Origin of the sequence: Dolichospermum sp. UHCC 0260, from assembly GCF_009711985.1 — a bacterium.
Taxonomy (GTDB): Bacteria; Cyanobacteriota; Cyanobacteriia; order Cyanobacteriales; family Nostocaceae; genus Dolichospermum; species Dolichospermum lemmermannii.
The window spans coordinates 1-22,523 of sequence record NZ_VIKZ01000008.1 but is presented as its reverse complement, the minus strand read 5'-3'; the positions used below and the strand labels follow the sequence as shown (position 1 = coordinate 22,523).

The window sequence follows — 22,523 nt, the reverse complement described above, 5'->3', positions numbered from 1 at the left end:
AGTTGATGTTTGATTTCAATCTCAGGGATGTTTCACTTAACTATTTTAGCAAAAGTTCCCGACTGGATCAGATTTTTTTCATGATTCTGACCTCGCGTCTACCATCATTTTCACCACATCCTGCATTTTATATCTAGCTTCCCACCCTAGCTGTTGTTTCGCTTTAGTTGGATTACCTCTACCCATGGACAAATCTGTAGGTCTGAACAGGCTACTATCAACTACTACATGATCATGCCAATCTAAATTTACAGATATAAATGCTGCTGCGACAAAATCTTCTAAAGAAGTGCTTTCTCCCGTTGCAATTACATAATCATCTGGCTGTGATTGTTGCAACATTAAATACATTGCTTCCACATATTCTTGCGCCCAACCCCAGTCCCGCTGAATTGACATATTACCTAAATATAATTTTTCCTTACTACCTTGGGCAATTCGACAGGCAGTAGCAATAATTTTTTGAGTGACAAATCTTTCTGGACGCAGGGGAGATTCATGATTAAATAAAATTCCTGAACAGGCAAATAAACTATAAGCTTCTCGGTAGTTAGCTACTTCCCAAAAAGCAGCGGCTTTGGCTACAGCATAAGGACTTCTGGGACGGAATGGAGTATTTTCTGCTGCTGCTACATTGCCAGTATCACCAAAGCATTCACTCGAACCTGCATTATAAAGTTTAATGGTCGCGCCTAAAAACCGAATGGCTTCTAATAAATTTAGTGTGCCTGTAGCTATACTTTCTAATGTTTCTACAGGTTGTCCAAAAGATAAACCGACGGAAGTTTGTCCGGCCAAATTATAGACTTCATCTGGTTGGATTTTTGTCAGTACCTGTAAGACGCTACGGAAGTCAGTCAAGGACATTGACTCCAGCTTTACTTGGTCTTTAATTCCTAAGTGGACTAAATTCTGGAAAGGGGAGATTTGGGCATCTCTGGAAGTTCCACAGACTGTGTAGCCTTGTTTTAGCAGTAATTCTGCTAAATATGCGCCGTCTTGTCCAGATACTCCACAAATGAGAGCTTTTTTCATATCAATATCAATTCATTACCCAGAAGTCTTTAACACTGTTACCCCCAAGCATCCGAGATTGTCTGTAGGTAAATTCTCCCACAGAAGGATTCCGATGGGGATGAATTACACCTGTTGCTTGTTGCCAAAGTTCGGCTGGGGCAAGAGATATTTCATATTTAGATCCATGCTTATGCACATGATACCATTTTGTTTCCTGGCACTCTTCGCACCAAAAAGCCTCTAACCACTCACCAGTTAAAGAAACTGTAGTTTTATTGGCGACTAAAATCATCGCTTCTCGACGAGCAATACCCCGCTCTTGTAGTTGTCCGGCTTGTTCGGCAAATAGTCCGTATTTTTGGCTAACACTATCTATATAGCAGCTATGTATGGGACAATGGATAGCCCTGCGTTGGGAACGTTTCCGATTTCGCTCACACCTTTTCTGCACTTTGGCCTCCTGATCACTAACTAAACAATAGATCGTAAGAAGGTTGCATGGGAGGGACTGAGATCAAAAAGACCATCAAAGCCCAACTCCTGATTCAACATCGTCTGAGGTATTAAATTTTGTTAACTGAGTTGTCTTAAATTTACTGAATTTGTTCACACACTGACGTTGATAACGCTGGAGTGACATTTCAAATTATAGCTTGTTCTAACACATTGATGTATTGTTTAGCGATGATTTCTGGCGTAAAGTTTGACTGCAAATATTCGCGGGAGGCATTACCCATTTTTTCTGCAAGTTGGCGATCGCTCTTTAAGTTGAGAATAAACTTAGATAGACTATCACTGTCTCCATTGTCAATGCTAATACCAAACTCACCATCTGCTATTAGCTGTCGCAAGTAGGAATCTTTTGGACAAATAGCTGCTATGGGTCTTCCCGCAGCTAAAGCTGGATAGAGTTTGCTAGGAGCAACTAAACTTTCTAAACCTGCTTCTACACTGACTAAGGATAAATCGCAAGCTGTCAAGGAATAGGGTAGCACACTTTTGTCTTGATAGGGGAGAAAGAGAAAGTTTTTTAATCCTAAACGAGTCACATCTTGAATAAAGCTTTCACGTTTGGGTCCACCACCAATACAAACGAATTGAATCGGTTCATCTTGTAATTTTTGAGCAGTTGCCAAAATTGTATCCGTATCATGACACCGACCCATATTACCAGAATAAAGAATTGTAAATTTGGTGTCCAAATTATGTTGTTTGGCAAACCAGTTTTTTTCTTTGGCAATGGGGACAATTAACTCAGAATCCCCCCAACTGTGAATCACAGACACCTTATCAGCCACTTCTGGACAGATTGCTATGACTCTCTCTTTCATAGCAGGACTCAGCACAATAATCCCTTGGGATTTTTGCCAAATCTGGCGGTTGACTGCCCACCAAAACTTAGCTAACCAGTGCTTTTTGGAAACTACTCCTAAAGCGATCGCAATATCTGGATATAGATCATAAATTAAGCATATATAGGGAAATCTTAATAACAAATGAGCGAAATATCCGGCTATTGATAAAAAAGGAGGTGCTGAAGTTAATAGAAATACATCATTTTTGCGAGCATTCTTGATAATATGGAGAAAAGTCCGCAATGTAAATAAAACACCATTCACAGCCTTCCCGCGAATCCTCTTAGACCAAAGCTGAGTAGATCGGGATCTTTGGACGCGAATGTTGCCTAATTGCTCTAAGGCTGGGGCTTTAGCCGTAGTAAAAGCGTACCCTGGTTGTCCAGTAAATACTCTAATCATGATTCCTTGTTTCTCAAGCTGTTTCACTAGTTCTTCAATCAACTGTCCGGTTGCAGCATAGTCTGGAGGAAAAAACTCGGTGATTACAGACAAAGTAGTTAGTTTATGATATAAAGTATCACTAACTTCAGAAGGCATAACAGCCTGCATTGAATGCAAAGAAGATTTTAGAGAACTCTTATGATTTGACATTGTTTTAGTTGTAATAGTAGATACGTTATCACTATTTAACTCTGTATGAGTTTTTGTTAAATATTGATTCTCGTTGATGAGAAGATAAGAATTGGAATTTTTCTGCCTTTAATTTGGTGCCATTCTTTATTATAAGTCCATTAAAAAACTTGAAAATGAAACAAACTACTGATATTGATACTTTCAGGGCTAAAGCCGCTGAGTTTACCACTTACCCCGATGTTTTATGAATCTCTGCGTCAAAAGTTTAACTCTATAACCGTCATAACCTTACCCTCTTCATTAGCTATTGTCAAGCATTATCTGGATGAAACTGTCACAAAGTATAAATATTGAGTCATGGAAAATCAGTATAAAAGAGACATCTGAATCGCAAGTAAGGCATCATTAAAAATAGGGAAAAGGACTGGTAACCGCTCAATAATTCGGGGTAAATCGTTCAATGACAAGCCTCAAATGGCGTAAAATCGTTCCCGAATAGGTAGTCCGCCCCCATTTACTGAGCAGATACAAGGACTGTGTAATCTGGTGTTTTAATTTTTAATTCCGGCTTGCGGTACTAGTACATCACGGCGTAAATAAAGCAACCATATTCAATCGCCAAAAAGTCTACTGTATATTAGTTTTGACTTTTGACTTTTGACTTTTGACTTCCGCCCTGCGGTACTAGCCTTTTTTGCAACTGTCGCCGCAGATTATCCAAAGCTGCATTTGCACTCACATAACGAATTAAAGACCGTCCCCGAATTGTTCCGAAGCGATGTTCAAAACTGATTACTTCGTTGCCAGGACCAGCCAAACCAATATAGACTAAACCCACTGGTTTGGTTTGGGTTCCCCCGGTCGGTCCAGCAATGCCTGTAATACTTAATCCCCAAGTAGTTGAGAGCCGATTTTTAACACCAATAGCCATTTGTTCAGCTACTGTCGCACTCACTGCCCCAAATTCCTCTAAATCCTCTGGTTTGACCCCTAATAGTCCAATTTTTACGGAATTGGCGTAGGAAATTACTCCACCCCAAAAGTAATCAGAACTACCGGAAATTTCTGTTAACATTTGCCCCAGTCCCCCACCGGTGCAAGATTCAGCGACAGATAGGGTTTCTCCCGCAGACCTTAATAAATTACCAACAACAGCAGCGAGGGTGTCATTATCAATGCCATAATAATCTAAGCCAGCAATTTCTATGAGTTGTTTTTCAATGGGTGTAATTAAAGCTTCTGCGGTTGTTGCGTCTGTGGCTTTGGCGGAAATTCGCAGTCTGACTTCTCCCTTGCCCGCATAGGGGGCTACTGTGGGGTTAGTTAAGTCAAAATAAGGGGCTACTTTTTCGGCTAAAGCAGATTCTCCAATTCCCCAAAATCTTAAACTACGACTATAAATAATTTCCTTTCCCCAACCTTGACTTTTCAGAAAAGGTACGGCGGTTTCTGTCCACATTCGATACATTTCGCTGGGAACACCAGGGAAGGTAAAAATAGTTAATCCCGGACGAGGTTGCCAAATAATACCTGGTGCTGTTCCTGTGGGGTTGGGTAAAATTTCTGCACCTTGGGGAATTAAGGCTTGTTTGCGATTATTGGCAGACATTACTCGTCCCCGTTGGGCAAATTTTTCGGTTATATCTTCGATAATATCGGCTCGTTCTATTAAAGGTACGCCAAAAAAATCAGCGATAGTTTCGCAGGTGAGATCATCGGGTGTGGGGCCTAAACCACCGGTAAAAATGAGAATTTGTACTCTGGAAGCGGCAATTTCTATCACTTCTTTGAGTCTGTCTGGATTATCCCCGACGACGGTTTGATAGTAGTGAGGAATGCCTAACTGTGCTAACTGCTGGGCAAGATATTGAGCATTGCTGTTGAGGATATCTCCTAGCAGCATTTCTGTACCAACGCAAATAATTTCTGCACTCATGGGATTAGGAAGGAATTGGGAGGAACTGGTGATATTAAATACTCGGTTAAATATAGGACTAATATTTGATTTTGACAATCAGGTATTTCCATATCTATATCTATCACGCTTCTTTCCCTGTTAACTATTCTTGTACATAAATTCAACAAACATTATAAAATTAAAGATGGCGGTTTTAACACGATATTTTCAAAGTATAAACTATGAATATTTGGGTAAATGAACAAATTGATCCTTCTGGGCTGATTCACGCCTGTATTGCCTCTTGTGATGAATCTCAGGCTAAGGATTGTCATGAGTCGTTTAAGACTAATCTCACAAACTCTCAAAAGGCAGAGGGCTGGATTGCAAAATTAAGGGTAGTTAGATCTTGGGATGATGTGCCAGTTAATGCTTTAAAACTTGATTAATGAGAGTGTGCTGTCTGGAAAAAAGGGTAGACAAAGCCCCAATCTAATTCTGTCTATTAATTGATAGGATGGGGTAATATTTGCGTTAATATTCTGGAGTTTCCAGTTACCATTCTAAATTCCATGCAGCATGAAACTCAACTTAGTTTATTTGATAACTCTAGCTTAAACCAAAAAGAGCTAATTACTACCAGTAATAAAATTCCCATTCCGCCGGGAACTTATGACAATGTAGAGGAATTGACAAAACATTGCAATGGCTGTCAGCGTTGTGCATTAAGTGAAAACCGGACTCATGCTGTGGTCGGCCGTGGTAATCTCCAAGCGGAAATTATGATTATTGGGGAAGCACCGGGAAAAAATGAGGATGAAACAGGTTTACCATTTGTAGGTAGATCAGGACAATTACTAGAAAGTATCTTAGCTTCAGTAAATTTAAGTACAGAAAAAGATATATATATTGCCAATATTTGCAAGTGTAGACCACCGGAAAACCGTGTACCAACTAATGAAGAAGCTGCTGCTTGTAAACCATATTTATTTGAGCAGATTCGCCTAGTTGACCCCAAAATTATCTTATTAACAGGTGCAACTTCGGTGAAAGGTGTCATTGGTGACAAACGCCCGATTACTAAAATTCGCGGTCAATGGTTAGAGTGGGAAGGGCGTTTATGTATGCCTATTTTTCATCCCTCTTACTTGTTGCGTAACCCTTCACGGGAACAAGGAAAGCCTAAATGGTTAATGTGGCAAGATATACAGGTGGTTCGGGCTAAGTTTGATGAATTCAAAAATCAGGATCAAAATTAAGTAGGTTGGCGTTAAAAATTGTCGTTATGACTGGGGAACAGGGAACAGGGAATAATTTTCCCAATTACCAATTACCAATTACCAATTACCAATTACCAATTACCAATGCTCCTGTAAGTTGGTAAAGTTAGGAAATTACAAAATATCAAGTCATCAGATTTTTACCACTAAAACATGGGCAGCCAGAGAAAAATGTATTGGGAACTCGATTTTTACTCCCGTCCGATTTTGGACGAAAATCAGAAAAAAGTATGGGAAATGTTAGTGTGTGAAAGTCCTGTAGATATTGGTACACAAACGGATTCTCTGTTTCGCTATGCTAAATATTGCCCAAGTACCCAGGTAAATTCGGGTTGGCTACGGACAGCAATCCAGGAAGCGATAGAAGAAGCCGGTGCTTCCCCCACCAAAATCCGCTTTTTCCGCCGCCAAATGAATAACATGATTACAAAATCCTGTGAAGATGTGGGAGTACCCGCTGTACCAAGTCGGCGGACTTTGGTTCTTAATCAGTGGATACAGCAGCGCATGAAGGAAGTCTACCCCCAAGAACCGGGATATCAGGGAGTAGCCAATCCTTCTGTGCGTTTGGATAAGCCCTTACCTCAACGTTTACCAGATGCTTTAGAAGGAAAACAATGGGCTTTTGTGACATTAGAGGCTAGTGATTTGGCTCAAATGCCGGATTGGGAAATTGGTTTTGGTGAAGCTTTTCCCCTAGAGTTGGCGGAATTACGCCCAGAAACTCGGATTCCGGGAATTTTGATTTTCTCATCCAGGGCTTTACCCATAGCAGGTTGGATGTCTGGTTTAGAAATGGCTTATTTGCACTTTGACACCAAGCAAGGAAATCGCCTGATTTTAGAAACGGGGGCTACGGAAAGTTGGGTTGTGGCTAATATCCGCACTCCCGAACTTTTAGCAGAAGCACAGGGCTTTACTGTAGCTAAGGAACAAGCTAATGGGGTGCATTTTATTGGTGTCCAGTCTGATCCTCAATCTCAAGATTTTGCGGGATTTTGGCTATTACAAGAAATCAATTTGCCCTAATTTGTCAGTGGTCTGTTGTCAGTGGTCAGTTGTCCATTATTTGGAATTTGGTAAGTTGATGACACGCTAATGGGATAATAGACTGCGACGATTAAGCGATTTATATCCAAAATCCATAATTCATAAAGGGACATGGGTTCTGAAAATTTGTTACAAGATGCATTGGCGGAACAACTGCTAGAACTTGCCCTCAAGTCTGGTGCTGAGGCTGCGGAAGTGTATCAATCACGATCGCTTTCTCGACCAGTTTTTTTTGAAGCCAACCGTCTCAAACAACTAGAAACCAGTCAAGCTGAGGGGACAGCCCTGCGGCTATGGCGGGATGGTTGTCCCGGTTTGGCGGTGGCTTATGGCGATGTTGATCCCCAAGCTATGGTGGAAAAATCTTTGGCACTGAGTCAATTAAATCCACCAGAAATAGTAGAATTAGGGACTCATGCTGGGACATCCTATCCCGATTTAGGCACATCTGTATCCGTAGAAATGTTGATTAAATGGGGCAAGGAGGCGATCGCCCTAATTCGTGATGTCTATCCAGATATTCTTTGTCATAGTGACTGGGAATGCGATATAGAAAACACCAAACTCATTAACAGCAAGGGTTTAAATTCTCACCACACTGACACTACTCTTAGCTGCTATATGTCAGCAGAATGGGTCAGAGGTGATGATTTTCTCAGTGTTGCTGATGGTCAAACCCAACGCGATCAACTCAATCCAGAGAAAGTAGCCAATCAAATTTTACAGCGATTAAATTGGGCTAAAGATAACATTCCTAGTCCCAGTGGTCGCTGTCCTGTATTGTTCACTTCTAAAGCAGCAGATATGCTGTGGGGAACTGTGCAATCAGCTTTGAACGCTAAACACATCTTGGAAAAAGCTTCTCCCTGGGCTGATAGATTGGGTAAACCAGTTATTGCCCCCACCCTTACTCTGTACCAAAATCCAGCAGCAGGACCTTATAGCTGTCCCTTTGATGATGAAGGTCAACCTACCCAGTCATTAGTATTTATCGAAAATGGGATTTTACGGAATTTTTATAGCGATCGCACTACTGGACGACAATTAAACAGTGGTAGCACTGGTAATGGTTTTCGTCCCGGTTTAGGTAGTTATCCCACACCAGGGCTATTTAACTTCCTGATTCAACCTGGTGATCTTTCCCTCTTAGACTTAATTAGCAAGATGGATGATGGCTTAATTATCGATCAAATGTTAGGTAGTTGTAGCGGACTATCAGGTGATTTTTCCATCAATGTGGATTTGGGATATCGGGTCAAAAATGGTCAAATAATTGGCAGGGTAAAAGATACCATGGTGGCAGGGAATGTCTACACAGCCCTGAAACAAGTAGTGCAACTAGGTGGAGATGCGGATTGGAATGGTTCTTGTTATACACCATCTCTGATAGTAGAAGGACTATCAATTACTGGGAAAAATAGTTAATATTATAACATCCCAGATCCCCGACTTCTTGAAGAAGTCGGGGATCTAACGCAATGATATAATTAGATTCATCTCCACCGTATCTACTATCAAGGGTATGATTATTTGGCAACCAGGGCAGCAAATTAATAACGGTAGATTTATCATTCAAGGTAAACCCTTGGGTAGTGGTGGTTTTGGGACTACCTACAAAGCCTTAGAACCTAGCACGGGTAAATTATACGCCATTAAAACCCTCAATCAGCAAATGCAATTGCAAGAGGATTTTGCAGAACAACAGGTTAAGTTTATTAACGAAGCCTTGACAATTAAAGGTTTTGATCATCAGCATATTCTCAAAGTCCATGAAGTCATTCAAGCAGGTGAGCTTTTTGGCGTGGTGATGGAATATATTGATGGAGTAACTTTATTTCAATATGTTCGACAAAAGGGACAACTTGCCGAAAGCGAAGCACTATTATATATAGATCAAATTGGTCAGGCTTTAGAATATATTCACGCTAAAGGCAGTTTACACCGGGACATTAAACCTGCAAATATTCTTTTACGACAAAATAAACAAGAAGCGGTTTTAATTGATTTTGGTTTAACTCGCAGTATTGCTACCAAAAGCATGACAAATGCTTTAACAGAAGGTTATGCACCTATTGAACAATATCGTCGCAAAGGGAGTTTTGGACCCCATACCGATGTTTACGCTTTAGCTGCTACTTTATATTATCTGCTGACGGCTGACGGACTCAACCAAGAGGGTGAATTTAGTCCCGTACCCGCGCAAAACCGGAAATATGATGATGAACCTTTACCAGCGCCAAGACATTATAATTCTCGCATTAGTCAGAGGGTGAATGATGCTATTTTAGCAGGGATGGAAATAGAACCGGAAAACCGGACTCTGACGGTGTTGGAGTTTCGGGAAAATTTGGGTTTGGTGGTTCAACAACCCATTAATTTTGATATTCAACAACCCATTAATGTAGAGACGTTCCATGGAACGTCTCTACAAACATCTAATATGGACTACAGGAAACTGCGTGACTACCTCGCACAAGGGAAATGGAAGGAAGCAGACGAGGAAACAGTACGGGTAATGTTAGCAGTTGCGAAGCGGGAAAAGGAAGGTTGGTTAGATGTTAAAGATATTGATAATTTTCCCTGTGAAGACCTTCGCACCATTGACCAGTTGTGGGTAAAATACAGTGATGGTAAATTTGGTTTTTCTGTGCAGAAACGAATTTATCAAGGTTTTGGTGGAACGAGAGAATTCAACATGGGCATCTGGGTTAAGTTCTGCGAAAGGGTAGGATGGAGAAAAAGCAGCTGGTTAGGAGGAAACTGGGTGGATATTACTTTTGACAAGAAAGCACCAGAAGGCCACCTACCCTTGGGGGTTACACCTCCCTATGCGGCGGTCTTGTTTCGGGTCTCTTCTCTCCTGTCGAGACTTGTAAGTTGTAACATTTAAAGGTTACAGAAAAATATTAAGTCTGAATCAGGATAACCAGGATTAAAGGATTAACATGATGGTAATTTATAGATGGTTTAAATTATTCAAAAACAATCATTCAAAAACATCCTGAAAAAAACCAACTTCCAAAAAACAATCATCCAAAAACATCCTGTAAATCCTCAAATCCTGGAAATCCTGATTCAGACAAAAAAATCACCAACTCCCACCAAAAATCATCCAACAACATCCTGTAAATCCTCAAATCCTGGAAATCCTGATTCTGACAAATAAAATCACCAACTCCCACCAAAAATCATCCAATAACATCCCGTACATCCTCAAATCCTGGAAATCCTGATTCTGACAAATAAAATCACCAACTCCCACCAAAAATCATCCAATAACATCCCGTACATCCTCAAATCCTGGATATCCTGATTCAGACAAAAAAATCACCAACTCCCCACAAAAAATCATCCAACAACATCCTGTAAATCCTCAAATCCTGGACATCATTTAGATATAATATAATAAATTGCCAGCAGGAGTATTACTTATGACGGTAAAAAAACTTATTCAAGCAGAAATTGACAGAATCCCAGAACAAGAGCTAGATAACCTTTATCAATGGATAAAAGAATTTACAGATAAAATAAATAGTCTAAAAAATGGGATTTTCTCACCCCAAAATATACCACCAGAAACCTTGGAAACAGCAGAAAAAAACCTTTCTAATTCTTATCCTTACCATGATTTAGATTATCTTGCTGGAACATGGACAAAAGAAGATGAAACTGAATTTTTACTTAATACTCAACAATTTAATGAAATAGATCAACAATTATGGCAATAAAATCAATCTTACTAGATACCAATGCTTATACTGCTTTTAAACTTAATCAAAATGAAGCAGTTTCAATAATTGGAAATGTAGATATTATCGCTATCAATTCTATCATCCTTGGAGAATTACTAGGAGGTTTTGCATTAGGAAATAAATTAGAACTAAATCGTTATGAATTATAAAAATTTATGGAATCTCCTAGAGTCAAAATATTTACCATAGATTAAAAAACGTCAGAATATTATGCTCTCATTTATTCTCAATTGCGAAAGAAAGGAAAACCTATACCTACTAATGATATTTGGATTGCAGCTACAGCAATTCAACATAATTTAATTTTATTTACTTATGATAGTGATTTTAAAAGTATAGAAAATTTAAAATTAGGTAATTGTTTAGCAGATTTTATTTATGAATCATAATTTATCATTATACTTGAAACCCACATCCTGTAAATCCTAAAATCCTGAGTATCCTGATTCTGACAAAAATACTTTTGGAAAAGCAAACCCCTATATATATGGGCGCACAGATTTCCACTATATTTAAACCATAACTGAAACTTGGAAACTTGTCAAGAGTATTTTCAATAATTTTACCGTCTTCTCTCATCCAAGCTCCTCAGTAAAAATATTTAATATGCTAAATAAGATACCCATCTAAAAAACTCAAGAAAGAGTTAGTTTTAAATTAAAATTTAAAGATTAAAAATTTAAACTTAAAAATGATGATTTCTTTGGCATTGCTAACCCAGTATTTTCGGAACTTTTGGCAACCTAGAAAGGGTTTAGCGATCGCAGAAGCATCTATAATTGGGATAGTAGCCGCTTTATCTGCGGTATTACTCAAACAAGGTTCAGGCTGGTTGGGGACATGGCGAGTGCATACAACTCACATTTTCCCAGCCTGGATATCTCTACCATTTATTGGCCTAAGTTTGGGGTTTCTTTCCGGTTGGTTAGTGCAGCGGTTAGCTCCAGAAGCGGCTGGTAGTGGCATTCCCCAAGTTAAAGCTGCTTTGGCGAATGTGCCAATTAAACTATCATGGAGAGTAGCTTTTGTCAAGTTAATCAGTTCGATAATCGCCTTGGGTTCGGGGTTAACCTTGGGAAGACAGGGACCTACAGTTCAAGTTGGTGCGGGGTTAGCAGCGGGTATGAGTCGTTTAGTTCCTACCTCTCCAGATCATCGCCGACAGATGATTGCAGCGGGGGCTGGGGCGGGTTTAGCAGCGGCTTTTAATGCACCTCTAGCCGGGGTATTATTTATTATTGAAGAGTTATTACAAGATCTATCAGGTTTAACTTTAGGAACGGCAATTATTGCTGCTTTTATTGGTGGTGTAATTTCCCGGTGGTTGGGTGGTGGGAGTCTGCAATTAGACTTAAAACTAATTGACTATTCTAGCAGTTTTTCTTTATTAGAAATTCCGGCTTTATTAATTTTAGGAATTTTAGCGGGTTTATTAGCAGCTTTATTTAATCGGGGATTAATTTTCAGTATTCAAGCTTATCGCCGTTTACATATTAGTTTACCTTTACGAGTGGCTTTAGCTGGTTTGGCTTCTGGTTTGATTATGTCCTTACTACCAGAAACCTTTCGGGATAATACAGGTTTGCGGGAGTTTATGATTGCTAGTGAACCGAATATACCTTTAGCGGGAATTGTCTTTATTGCCCAATTTATTTTAACCTTAATTGCCTTTGGTTCGGGCGCACCAGGAGGATTATTTGCACCAAGTTTAATTTTAGGTTCTTGTTTAGGACATATTATTGGCGTATGTGAATTGCAAGTATTTGGATTTGGTTCACCGACTACCTACGCATTAGCCGGAATGGGGGGATTTTTTAGCGCGGTTTCCAAAGTTCCGATAACGGCGATTGTCATTGTTTTTGAAATGACGACAGATTTCAATTTAGTATTACCTTTAATGGTGGTATGTGTGACATCTTATCTGGTGGCTGAGAAGGTTGTTCCGGGTTCACTGTATGAAAAACTGCTCACATTAAATGGTATCATTATTAAAAAAGATAGCCCCACAGAGGGAATATTAACTCAATTAACTGCTAAGGATGTAATGCAGCCCTCCGTGGAAACCCTAGAAGCAGAAATGACAGGAGATGAAGTTATTAAAGCCTTTTCCCGTTCCCATCATCGCGGCTTTCCTGTGGTAGAAAATAATAAATTAGTAGGATTAGTTTCCCAGACAGATTTACAGAAAATCCGTAATCATCTCTCACCCCATGAGACTCTTTTAAGAGAGATTATGACACCCAAACCGGTGACAGTCACACCAGCAGATAGATTAAGTCATGTTCTCTATTTATTAAATAGATATCAAATTAGTCGCTTACCTGTGGTAGATGGACAAAAATTAATTGGGATTATTACCCGTGCAGATATTATCCGTACGGAAGCAAATCATTTGAATGGTGAAACCGGGGTGACAGGTCCCCAAGCTGAACCTTCCTATCTAGTATACCAAACTCGATCGCCTAGTATTGGGAGAGGGAGATTATTAGTTACCATTGCTAACCCGGAAACCGCCCCGGCTTTATTAGAAATGGCTGCTGCGATCGCCCGCGATCGCCATTATGAAATAGAATGTTTACAAATCATCTTAGTATCCCGTCATGTTTCTCCAGCGGAAACCCCAGTTAACACCGCTAAAAGTCGCCGTTTACTCCGACAAGCCGAAGGTTTAGCCAAAAAACTGCACATTCCCATTCATACCCAAATTCGTGTCGCCCATGATATCGCCCAAGCTATTTTAGAAACTACTAAGGAACGATATATAGACTTAATTTTCATGGGTTGGAAGGGAAATACATCTACCCCTGGCAGGATTTTTGGCAGCGTAGTAGATACTATAATTCGTCAAGCAAACTGTGATGTTGTCTTGGTCAAATTAGGCAATAATTTCCATTCCTACCAGCAATTTAAACGCTGGTTAATACCAATGGCTGGAGGACCAAATGCACCTATCGCCATTAAATTATTACCTGCTTTAGTAACTTTGGAAAACGACATAGAAATTCGCTTAACGCAGGTAGTTAAACCTGGGGAAGTTGCACCAGATATGACGGTTTTAGAGGAATCTACTCGTCAATTAATGCGTCACCGCAATTTACAAAGTAATGTTGTCGCTGCATCTTTGCAAGCTGAATCTGTTACCGCTGGAGTCATTGAATTAGTCAAAACTGAAGATTTCGACGTTGTAGTTTTGGGTGCTTCTCGTGAGGGATTATTACAACAAGCAATTCAAGGTAATATTCCCGAAGCAATCGCATCTGGTGTTGATAGTACCGTAATTTTAGTCAGAAGTGCAATTTCTTAACTATGATTTGTGTGATTTACCTGATTTATATGAGTTTATAAATTTAATCAGGGTGGGAAACCCCACCCCTACAGATATTAACGTTTCACCAATTTCTTGGACATCTTCCGAAGACGAATAGATTCAGGTGTAACTTCCACCAATTCATCTTGAGCAATGTATTCCAAAGCTCTTTCCAAATTCATGTCTATGGGTGTTTGTAACTGAGTAAGTTCTTCACCACCAGATGAACGGTGGTTGGTTAACTGCTTCGTTTTACAAACGTTCAATTCCAAATCTTGGGGACGATTATGTTCACCAATAATCATCCCTTTGTAAACCTTAGTTCCTTCACTGATAAAGAACGCGCCTCTATCTTCACAGTTTTTCATCGCGTAGGAAGTAGAAACACCTTCTTCAAAGGAGATGAGAACGCCTTTGTTCCGGGCTTCAATATCACCACAAAGGGGACGATAATCAAGGAAACTGTGGTTCATGATGCCTTCACCGCGAGTCATTCGCATGAATTCACCTCGGAAACCGATTAAACCACGGGCTGCTACGATAAACTCTAGTTGGGTGCGATCGCCACCACCAGGCTGCATATCTTGCATTTCCGCTTTCCGTTGTCCTAAGCGTTCAATACAGCTACCAACTGCGTCCGCGGGAACATCTAATGCTAGAAGTTCAAAAGGTTCGCAATTTTGACCGTTAACTGTACGGTAAATTACTTGAGGTTGGGATACTTGGAACTCAAAACCCTCACGGCGCATGGTTTCGATTAAGATGCCTAGGTGTAATTCACCACGACCAGAAACCAGGAATTTATCAGGAGAGTCGGTGTCTTCAACGCGCAAAGCTACGTTGGTTTCTAATTCGCGGTATAAGCGATCGCGGATTTGCCGAGATGTTACCAATTTACCTTCTTGACCAGCAAAAGGCGAATCATTCACCCAGAAGGTCATTTGCAAAGTTGGTTCATCCACCTTAATTAATGGCAGAGCCAGAGGTTCATTAGGATCTGTAATAGTTTCACCAATATAAGCATCAGCAAAACCAGCTACAGCCACAATATAACCTGCGGTAGCTTCTTGCATCTCTATCCGTTTTAAACCTTCAAACCCCATCAACTTGGTAACTTTGCCCTTGACAATGCTGCCATCTTCTACTACCAAAGCAGCTTGTTGTCCAGCGCGGATAGTTCCATTGTGGATTTTACCAATGACAATCCGGCCTAAATATTCTGAATAATCTAGGGTGGTAACTTGCAATTGTAGAGGCTTGTTAGGATCTCCCACAGGTGCGGGGACGTGACGGAGAATGGCATTAAATAGCGGCTGCATATCTACTGATTCTGCTTCTAAGCTTTCTTTAGCGAAACCAGCCATACCGGAAGCAAACAAATATTTAAAGTCACACTGGTCTTCATCTGCACCTAATTCTAAGAACAGATCCAAGACCTTATCCACAGCAACGTGGGGGTCAGCTTGTCCCCGGTCAATCTTGTTAATAACGACGATAGGACGGAGACCTTTTTCCAAAGCTTTTTTCAAGACAAAGCGGGTTTGGGGCATTGGTCCTTCATTGGCATCAACAATCAGAATACAACCGTCTACCATGCCGAGTACCCGTTCTACTTCTCCGCCGAAGTCAGCGTGTCCAGGGGTATCAACAATATTAATCAGGGTTTCTTTGTAGCGAACCGCTGTATTTTTAGAAAGAATTGTAATGCCTCGTTCCCGCTCCAAATCATTGGAGTCCATGACACAATCCGGAACGTCTTCGCCTTCGCGGAAAATGCCGGACTGTTTGAGGAGAGCGTCAACAAGGGTGGTTTTACCGTGGTCAACGTGGGCGATAATGGCGACGTTACGAATTGGGAGCGTCATAGAGGGTTTCGGTAAACTTTAAGGTTTTTAGATTAAGAAGCTAATTTTCGGTCGTTTTAACAGAAGTGGGGATGATTTGCCAAATCTGTAACGAACCTTTAATAATTCTAGCGTAATTGTCACAAATATTGTTATTTTGATAATAAATATCAAGAGCATGGTTTAGGTTGAGGAGTAGTCGTGAGGATTTTCTACAAGCAGACCTGCACTGACAGCGGCTATATTCAATTCTTTATCAGCAGATACAAAAGTTAATTGAGGTAAACTATTGGCAATGCAAAGGGTATTTATGGACTCAGCAGCAGCTAATTGAACTGCATCATAGCCGCGTAAACAATATTTTTCAGCTAATCTCATTCCTGAATTAATGATACTGTCTGTAATTTCTATCACTTGATATTCAGATTCGATATCATTTTTCAACTGATGGTATACCATTGTAGCATCTTGAATATTAATACTTCCAGCCCGCGATCGCCTACTAATTGCCGCAGTAATCTCTACGGCAGTAATAGCAGCAATAAATACATCATTTTTTAACGTAGGACTGCACAAGCTAACAACCCAACCTGAACCTATTTCCGCAACGTAGCGTTTAACTAAGGCACTGCTATCTAAAAAATAAACAGACATTTAGCGGCGTTCCTCAATAATAGTTTGAGAAACAGGTTTTCCTTGTGCCTGAATAAGTTTTCTTTCATGTTGTTTACTGTCAGCAGGTTGTTTAATTTGTTTCACCAAACCAGAACTTAACAGTGCTTGATGAAAGTTTGTGATTTGATTAACTTGTGCTTTATCAGTCAGACATATTTGGATAGCTTGATTAAGTTGCTGTAGTTCATCTTGTTCTAAACTATCAAGCTGATTGAGAATTTCCTTGAGAATTGTTTGTGGCATAGGTTTTTAGTTTGTAGTCAGGTGTCTTCTACTATTTTAGGCAGATAATAACCTGAAATTAGCACTTACAACTAAAATTGTGCCAAAATGAACTTATAAATCTATAAATTTACAGGTTATGGCTTGGTTATCAGGGCAGGAATTACAAGATGGTAAATATACCATAGAAAAAGAATTAGGTGAAGGTGGTTTTGGGATCACTTATCGCGCTAGAGATAATCAGGGAAATTTTGTTGTTATCAAAACTGTAAATGATGCAATCCAAAAACGTGCTGATTTTGCTAAATTTCAACAAGACTTTCTCAACGAAGCGATTAAATTAGCTAAATGTAGTCATCCTCATATTGTCCAAATATACGAAGTCATTCATGAAAATGATCTTTGGTGTATGGTGATGGAATATATTGATGGGGAAGATTTAGGAACTGTAGTAGAAAATCAAGGTATTTTATCTGAAACTGAAGCATTACGCTATGTTCAGCAAATTGGGTCAGCATTAACTGTAGTTCATGATAATGGCTTATTACATCGAGATATTAAACCACAAAATATCATGTTGCGTTCTGGTAAATCAGAAGCCGTGTTAATTGATTTTGGGATTGCGCGAGAATTTACACCGAATTTAACTAAAACCCATACCAAAATATTATCTGATGGTTTTGCACCAATTGAACAATATGATGCTAGAGCAAAACGGGGAGCATTTACAGATGTTTATGCTTTAGCTGCAACTTTGTATTCTGTGTTAACTGGAGAATTACCAACTATATCACCAATGAGAGCAATTGGTACAGAATTAGAAGAAGCAAAAAAGATAAATTCTAGTATTAGTGATAAAGTAAATCAGGCGATAATTAAAGGAATGGAAATAAAGCCGGAAAATCGTCCTCAGTCAATAAGTGAATGGTTAGGGTTATTAGATTTAAATGAGATATATTTGCAACCACAAGTAACAAACATTCCTAGTGTTGATGTTGTTAATTTTGAGCAAATTCCCAATTTATTAACTAATAAATTATTTAATAAAATAAATAATTATAGTAAGCTAGAGGAATTGCTTATTAACAAAAAATGGCAAAGTGCTGATGAATGGACAAAGTATAAGATATTGGAAATAATGGGTTTACAAGAACAAGGATATTTCATGGCAGAAGATATTAAAAATTTTCCTTGTCAAGCCTTACAAACTATAGATCAACTGTGGGTAAAATATAGTAAAGGGCGTTTTGGTTTTAGCATCCAGAAAAAAATATGGGAAAAATTAGGTGGAAAAGCTGGAGTATTTAACGAAGAAAATTGGGTACTATTTGGAGAATATGTAGGATGGAGATCAACAAGAAATCATCAAATTTTATTTGCTGGTTGGACTACTAGAGAATGGTGTTATTATTCTGAAATAAACTTTAGTGAAAATGCACTAGAAGGACATCTTCCTCGATTGTGGGATGAATGGCGTGGTGGTTATGAATTATCTGCTATTCTTTTGAGATTGGAAGTGTGTAATTTCAGTTAATTAACAATAACGCCGAAATACCTATTTAACTAAAAATGCTATCAGAAAGATTTACCCAAGCGCTTACCTACGCCCACGAACTCCACGCCACGCAAAAACGCAAAGCTGGGGATATTCCCTATATTACCCATTTACTAGGAGTAGCCAGCATAGCCTTAGAATATGGTGCTAATGAAGATGAAGCGATCGCTGCCTTACTACATGATGCCATAGAAGACCAAGGTGGAGCAGCCACCAGAGCAGAAATTCGCCGGCGGTTTGGGGATCATGTCACTGCTATAGTTGATGGTTGTACAGACGCAGACACCACACCCAAACCCCCTTGGAAACCCCGGAAAGAAGCCTATATTGCCCATATTGCCACCGCTTCCCCAGAAGTATTGCTAGTTTCTGCTGCTGACAAACTCCATAATGTCCGCTCAATTCTCAAAGATTATCGCATGATTGGTGATGCAGTTTGGGAACGGTTTCAAGGTGGCAAAGAAGGGACACTTTGGTATTATCGTTCTCTAGCAGATGCTTTCCAAAAACATCAAATTACGCCCTTAGTGGCAGAATTAGAAAGGGTAGTTGCCGAATTAGAAATATTAGCTGCATATAAAAAATGAAGAACGAAAACTTTCATCCTTCATTATTTACAGCATATTGCAGGTTACAGGAAGTACAAAGTTATCATGCTTTTACTCCTTCTTTCTTCTTTCTTCCTCCTGACTCCTGACTCCTTTTTTCTTCCTTTGGGATGATATTTATTTGTTGATTAACGGAATAAACTACTAAGTGAGCTATCTTCGTGAATCCGCCAAATTGCTTCTCCCAGCAGATTAGCGACAGAAAGCGTCACCAATTGCGGAAACTGATTAGCCTCTGGGATGGGAATAGTATTAGTGACTATAACCTCCTCAAAGACCCCACTTGATAACCTTTCAATAGCAGGTGGTGAAAACACAGCATGAGTAGCACAGGCATATACCTGACTCGCCCCTTCTTGACGCAGTAACTTAGCCCCCGCCGCAATCGTACCGCCAGTATCAATCATGTCATCCACCAATATGGCAATTTTGCCTCTCACATCACCAATCACATTTAAGACTTCGGCAACATTATGAGCCTGACGACGTTTGTCAATAATTGCTAGAGGTGCATCATTCAGCTTTTTCGCAAATGCCCTAGCCCGTGCGACCCCACCCACGTCAGGGGAAACCACCACAATATCCTGTAATCCTTTACTAATGAGATAATCCAGGATAACTGGTGAACCATATACATGATCAAAGGGGATATCGAAATAGCCCTGAATTTGAGCTGCGTGTAAATCCATTGCTAGAACTCGGTTAGCACCTGCTTGGGTAATCAAATTAGCAACTAATTTCGCAGTAATTGACTCTCTACCGGCTGTTTTTCTGTCAGCACGAGCATAACCATAGTAAGGAATTACTGCTGTAATCTGTCGTGCAGAAGCCCGACGACAGGCATCAATCATAATTAGTAATTCCATCAAATGATCATTGACGGGTTGACAACTGGGCTGGATTAAATAGACATCACAACCCCGAATAGATTCTTGGATTTGAACATAAAGTTCTCCGTCCGCAAATCTTTTGCGAATCATCGGACCCAAGTCCATACCTAGATAACGAGCGACTTCTTGCGACAGTGCCAGATTGGCAGAACCGGAAAACAGCCGTAAGCGATTATTGTCAGGTAGTCCCGTTGCTATTGACTGGACGGGTAAAGTTGCAGAACTTAGCACAGCAGATCCTCGAAGTGCATTCATAGAAATATCATCAGAGATTGAGCAAATTTAGCCAAAATGGATTAAACAAATAATATTGATCTTCAAGTTAACCCTGGGGGTGTTAGAAAACCGACGATTAAATAGCAGCGAAAGTGCAAACAATTATTCTATGATACTTATTACCAATTAACGACCTCGTGAATTGAAGATTAAATATTTATGTTATGAATCAAAAAGAACCTAGCAAAATTATCTATACCTCGAACTTCCATATTCATATATTTCCCGGAAAACTGACGGCTGAATGCCTACCATTAAAGATCAACTTTGACATTGCTGCGGATGCCAATTGATTTATTTATCCCGGATTATATCTGCTACTATATTGGACAAGTCCTGACTAAAGTCCGAATGTCAGAATAGAATAATGCCAGACTTGTCTCTAGTATACACTTCCTTGTGGGCGGGGTGACTGAGGAAAATTACGGAAGCCACAATTGAGACACTTTGAGTCATGTTGTGAACAGGCGATAGTTTTGTTAAGTTCTAGCTCTGTTGCTATTATTATATTCAATCAATAGACCATGCAATCACCGATTACAGTTGGTACTATCCTACAAAATCGTTACCACATAATTCACATTATTGGACAGGGGGGATTTGGTAGAACCTATCTAGCAGAAGACCAAAGACGCTTTAATGAACTTTGTGTGCTTAAAGAGTTAATTGCCCCAGGTACGGGAACATCCGGTGGAGAAAAGGCACAAGAGTTATTTGAACGAGAGGCTGCTATCTTGTATCAAATTGAGCATCCACAAATTCCCAAATTTCGGGAAAAATTTGCCCAAAACGAAAAGTTATTTTTGGTGCAAGATTTTGTGGCTGGTAAGACTTACCGGAATTTGCTCAGAGAACGCCAAGATGTTGGCACAACTTTTACTGAAGCAGAGGTATTGTATTTATTACGCACTTTGTTGCCTGTTCTTAGTTATATTCACGGTCAGGGAATTATTCATCGGGATATCTCCCCAGAGAATATGATTTTACGGGAAAGTGATTCCCTGCCTGTATTAATTGACTTTGGAGTAGTCAAGGAGTTAGCCACAAAATTACAATCCTCAAGCCCCACACCAGTAACTACTGTAGGTAAATTGGGTTATGCGCCTAGTGAGCAAATGCAAACGGGTAGGGCATATCCTAGTAGTGATTTGTATGCGTTGGCTGTGACGACGATAGTTTTGTTGACGGGGAAAGAACCCGCAGATTTATTTGATGAGCAGGAACTAATATGGAATTGGCAACAGTGGGCAACAGTAAAACCGGAATTCGCTCAAATTTTGCAGCGAATGTTGAGTTATCTGCCGGGGGAACGGTATCAAAGTGCCGCTGATGTTACTCAGGCACTGCTTAACTTAGGTTATAGTAGCCAACCTGCTGCTAATTTATCTCATCTACAAACTATCGCTATCGGGCATCGTCCTGAACCGATATCAAAAACATCTGAAAAGCCGCAACCTTCAGTTAATTCTGGACAAAGTAGCTCTATTTTGGATAATGCTTGGGCGTTGGCAGGAATTGGCGGTGTTGTGATTATTTTAGCAGGGTTTGGTTCTTGGACTTTGGTGAATTCACTGAAAAATCAGTCTCGTCCAGCAACAGAAACAATCACAACCCCACAATCATTTCCTTCTCCAGTTATTCCTAGTGGGACATTATTAACACCAACACCAACTCCAACACCCACAGTAACTAATAGTGAACCTGTGATTAATCGTCAACGGCTGAGATTAGACAAATCTAACAAGGCGACAATTGACGGAACACTGAGGGAAAATGAATTGGTTGAATATAGTTTACAAGGTAAGGTTGGGGAAAAATTAACTGTATCTGTAAATGAAAACAGTGGGATTGTACTGACGATTTTAACTGCTAATGGTGAAATCATTAATACTCAAGATCAACAATCTACTTCTTATGAAGGAATATTAGCTAATGATGGGAGATATATTATTCGATTAGGTTTGTCTGGGGGTGTTTCGGAGGTTAATTATAGTTTGAATGTAGCTTTAGAAGCACCAATGCCAACGGAAACGCCAACTCCCACAGAAACGCCAACCCCCACAGAAACGCCAACTCCTACAGAAACGCCAACCCCCACAGAAACGCCAACTCCTACGACTTCCCCTACTCCCACAGAAACGCCAACTCCCACAGAAACGCCAACTCCTACAGAAACGTCAACTCCAGGGTTTAATGGGACTAATTAACGTTTTAACGTT

At 39.9% G+C, this 22,523-nt stretch carries 20 protein-coding genes; 12 read left to right on the top strand and 8 right to left on the bottom strand.

Features of this window, described 5'->3' with window-relative positions:
- Positions 1-78 precede the first annotated feature (78 nt).
- The 4 genes from FJR08_RS05050 to FJR08_RS05035 form a co-directional block, all read right to left on the bottom strand.
- On the bottom strand, positions 79-1,035 hold the full coding sequence (locus FJR08_RS05050) for a GDP-mannose 4,6-dehydratase (RefSeq protein ID WP_168632391.1): 957 nt from the start codon (positions 1,033-1,035) through the stop codon (positions 79-81).
- Positions 1,036-1,042: 7 nt separating this feature from the next.
- A complete protein-coding gene (locus tag FJR08_RS05045; protein ID WP_015080486.1) occupies positions 1,043-1,468 on the bottom strand; it encodes a hypothetical protein in 426 nt (141 codons plus the stop codon).
- A 190-nt stretch (positions 1,469-1,658) separates the two neighbouring features.
- Positions 1,659-2,924: a glycosyltransferase family 4 protein gene (locus FJR08_RS05040; protein WP_371415541.1), complete on the bottom strand. Its 1,266-nt coding sequence runs from the start codon at positions 2,922-2,924 to the stop codon at positions 1,659-1,661.
- A 661-nt stretch (positions 2,925-3,585) separates the two neighbouring features.
- Positions 3,586-4,884, bottom strand: a complete 1,299-nt coding sequence (locus FJR08_RS05035) for a competence/damage-inducible protein A (RefSeq protein WP_168632453.1) — start codon at positions 4,882-4,884, stop codon at positions 3,586-3,588.
- Between the two features lie 203 nt (positions 4,885-5,087).
- On the opposite strand from FJR08_RS05035, the gene FJR08_RS05030 reads away from it, so the two are divergent.
- The 9 genes from FJR08_RS05030 to FJR08_RS04995 all read left to right on the top strand — a co-directional run bounded on the left by FJR08_RS05030 (position 5,088) and on the right by FJR08_RS04995 (position 14,231).
- The gene (locus FJR08_RS05030) at positions 5,088-5,294 is read left to right on the top strand and encodes a glycogen debranching protein (RefSeq protein ID WP_168632389.1); all 207 of its coding nucleotides are present in this window, start codon (positions 5,088-5,090) and stop codon (positions 5,292-5,294) included.
- Positions 5,295-5,417: 123 nt separating this feature from the next.
- Complete coding sequence (locus tag FJR08_RS05025; RefSeq protein ID WP_148764160.1) at positions 5,418-6,104, top strand: uracil-DNA glycosylase family protein; 687 nt, start codon at positions 5,418-5,420, stop codon at positions 6,102-6,104.
- Positions 6,105-6,296: 192 nt separating this feature from the next.
- Positions 6,297-7,154 carry a Tab2/Atab2 family RNA-binding protein gene (locus FJR08_RS05020; RefSeq protein WP_371415540.1) on the top strand — a complete coding sequence of 286 codons (858 nt, stop codon included), beginning with the start codon at positions 6,297-6,299 and terminating at the stop codon, positions 7,152-7,154.
- Positions 7,155-7,286: 132 nt separating this feature from the next.
- Positions 7,287-8,600 (top strand): TldD/PmbA family protein, encoded by a 1,314-nt coding sequence (locus FJR08_RS05015; protein WP_168632387.1) that lies wholly within the window; start codon positions 7,287-7,289, stop codon positions 8,598-8,600.
- Positions 8,601-8,697: 97 nt separating this feature from the next.
- Positions 8,698-10,065, top strand: a complete 1,368-nt coding sequence (locus tag FJR08_RS05010) for a serine/threonine-protein kinase (protein ID WP_168632386.1) — start codon at positions 8,698-8,700, stop codon at positions 10,063-10,065.
- A 541-nt stretch (positions 10,066-10,606) separates the two neighbouring features.
- Positions 10,607-10,903 (top strand): hypothetical protein, encoded by a 297-nt coding sequence (locus tag FJR08_RS05005; RefSeq protein ID WP_168632385.1) that lies wholly within the window; start codon positions 10,607-10,609, stop codon positions 10,901-10,903.
- Positions 10,894-11,076 (top strand): hypothetical protein, encoded by a 183-nt coding sequence (locus tag FJR08_RS23495; protein ID WP_254435693.1) that lies wholly within the window; start codon positions 10,894-10,896, stop codon positions 11,074-11,076. The genes FJR08_RS05005 and FJR08_RS23495 overlap by 10 nt, the downstream gene beginning before the upstream one ends.
- Before the next feature lie 69 nt (positions 11,077-11,145).
- Complete coding sequence (locus FJR08_RS23490) at positions 11,146-11,316, top strand: PIN domain-containing protein (protein WP_323294581.1); 171 nt, start codon at positions 11,146-11,148, stop codon at positions 11,314-11,316.
- A 305-nt stretch (positions 11,317-11,621) separates the two neighbouring features.
- Entirely contained in the window at positions 11,622-14,231 is a 2,610-nt protein-coding gene (locus FJR08_RS04995; RefSeq protein WP_168632452.1) for a chloride channel protein, read from the top strand.
- A gap of 77 nt (positions 14,232-14,308) precedes the next feature.
- Here the strand turns inward: FJR08_RS04995 and typA are convergent, their stop codons facing one another.
- The 3 genes from typA to FJR08_RS04980 form a co-directional block, all read right to left on the bottom strand.
- The gene (gene typA / locus FJR08_RS04990) at positions 14,309-16,099 is read right to left on the bottom strand and encodes a translational GTPase TypA (protein ID WP_168632384.1); all 1,791 of its coding nucleotides are present in this window, start codon (positions 16,097-16,099) and stop codon (positions 14,309-14,311) included.
- Positions 16,100-16,261: 162 nt separating this feature from the next.
- Positions 16,262-16,732: a type II toxin-antitoxin system VapC family toxin gene (locus FJR08_RS04985; RefSeq protein ID WP_168632383.1), complete on the bottom strand. Its 471-nt coding sequence runs from the start codon at positions 16,730-16,732 to the stop codon at positions 16,262-16,264.
- Positions 16,733-16,996, bottom strand: a complete 264-nt coding sequence (locus FJR08_RS04980; protein ID WP_168632382.1) for a hypothetical protein — start codon at positions 16,994-16,996, stop codon at positions 16,733-16,735.
- Positions 16,997-17,114: 118 nt separating this feature from the next.
- Between FJR08_RS04980 and FJR08_RS04975 the strand changes: the two genes are divergently transcribed.
- Both FJR08_RS04975 and FJR08_RS04970 read left to right on the top strand, forming a co-directional pair.
- Positions 17,115-18,509: a serine/threonine-protein kinase gene (locus tag FJR08_RS04975; protein WP_168632381.1), complete on the top strand. Its 1,395-nt coding sequence runs from the start codon at positions 17,115-17,117 to the stop codon at positions 18,507-18,509.
- A 35-nt stretch (positions 18,510-18,544) separates the two neighbouring features.
- On the top strand, positions 18,545-19,117 hold the full coding sequence (locus FJR08_RS04970) for an HD domain-containing protein (protein ID WP_168632380.1): 573 nt from the start codon (positions 18,545-18,547) through the stop codon (positions 19,115-19,117).
- 149 nt (positions 19,118-19,266) lie between these two features.
- Here FJR08_RS04970 and FJR08_RS04965 read toward each other — a convergent pair whose 3' ends face one another.
- Positions 19,267-20,283, bottom strand: coding sequence for a ribose-phosphate pyrophosphokinase (locus FJR08_RS04965; RefSeq protein ID WP_168632379.1), 1,017 nt, complete (start codon positions 20,281-20,283; stop codon positions 19,267-19,269).
- Between the two features lie 545 nt (positions 20,284-20,828).
- Here FJR08_RS04965 and FJR08_RS04960 point away from each other — a divergent pair.
- On the top strand, positions 20,829-22,511 hold the full coding sequence (locus FJR08_RS04960) for a serine/threonine-protein kinase (RefSeq protein WP_168632378.1): 1,683 nt from the start codon (positions 20,829-20,831) through the stop codon (positions 22,509-22,511).
- Positions 22,512-22,523 lie beyond the last annotated feature (12 nt).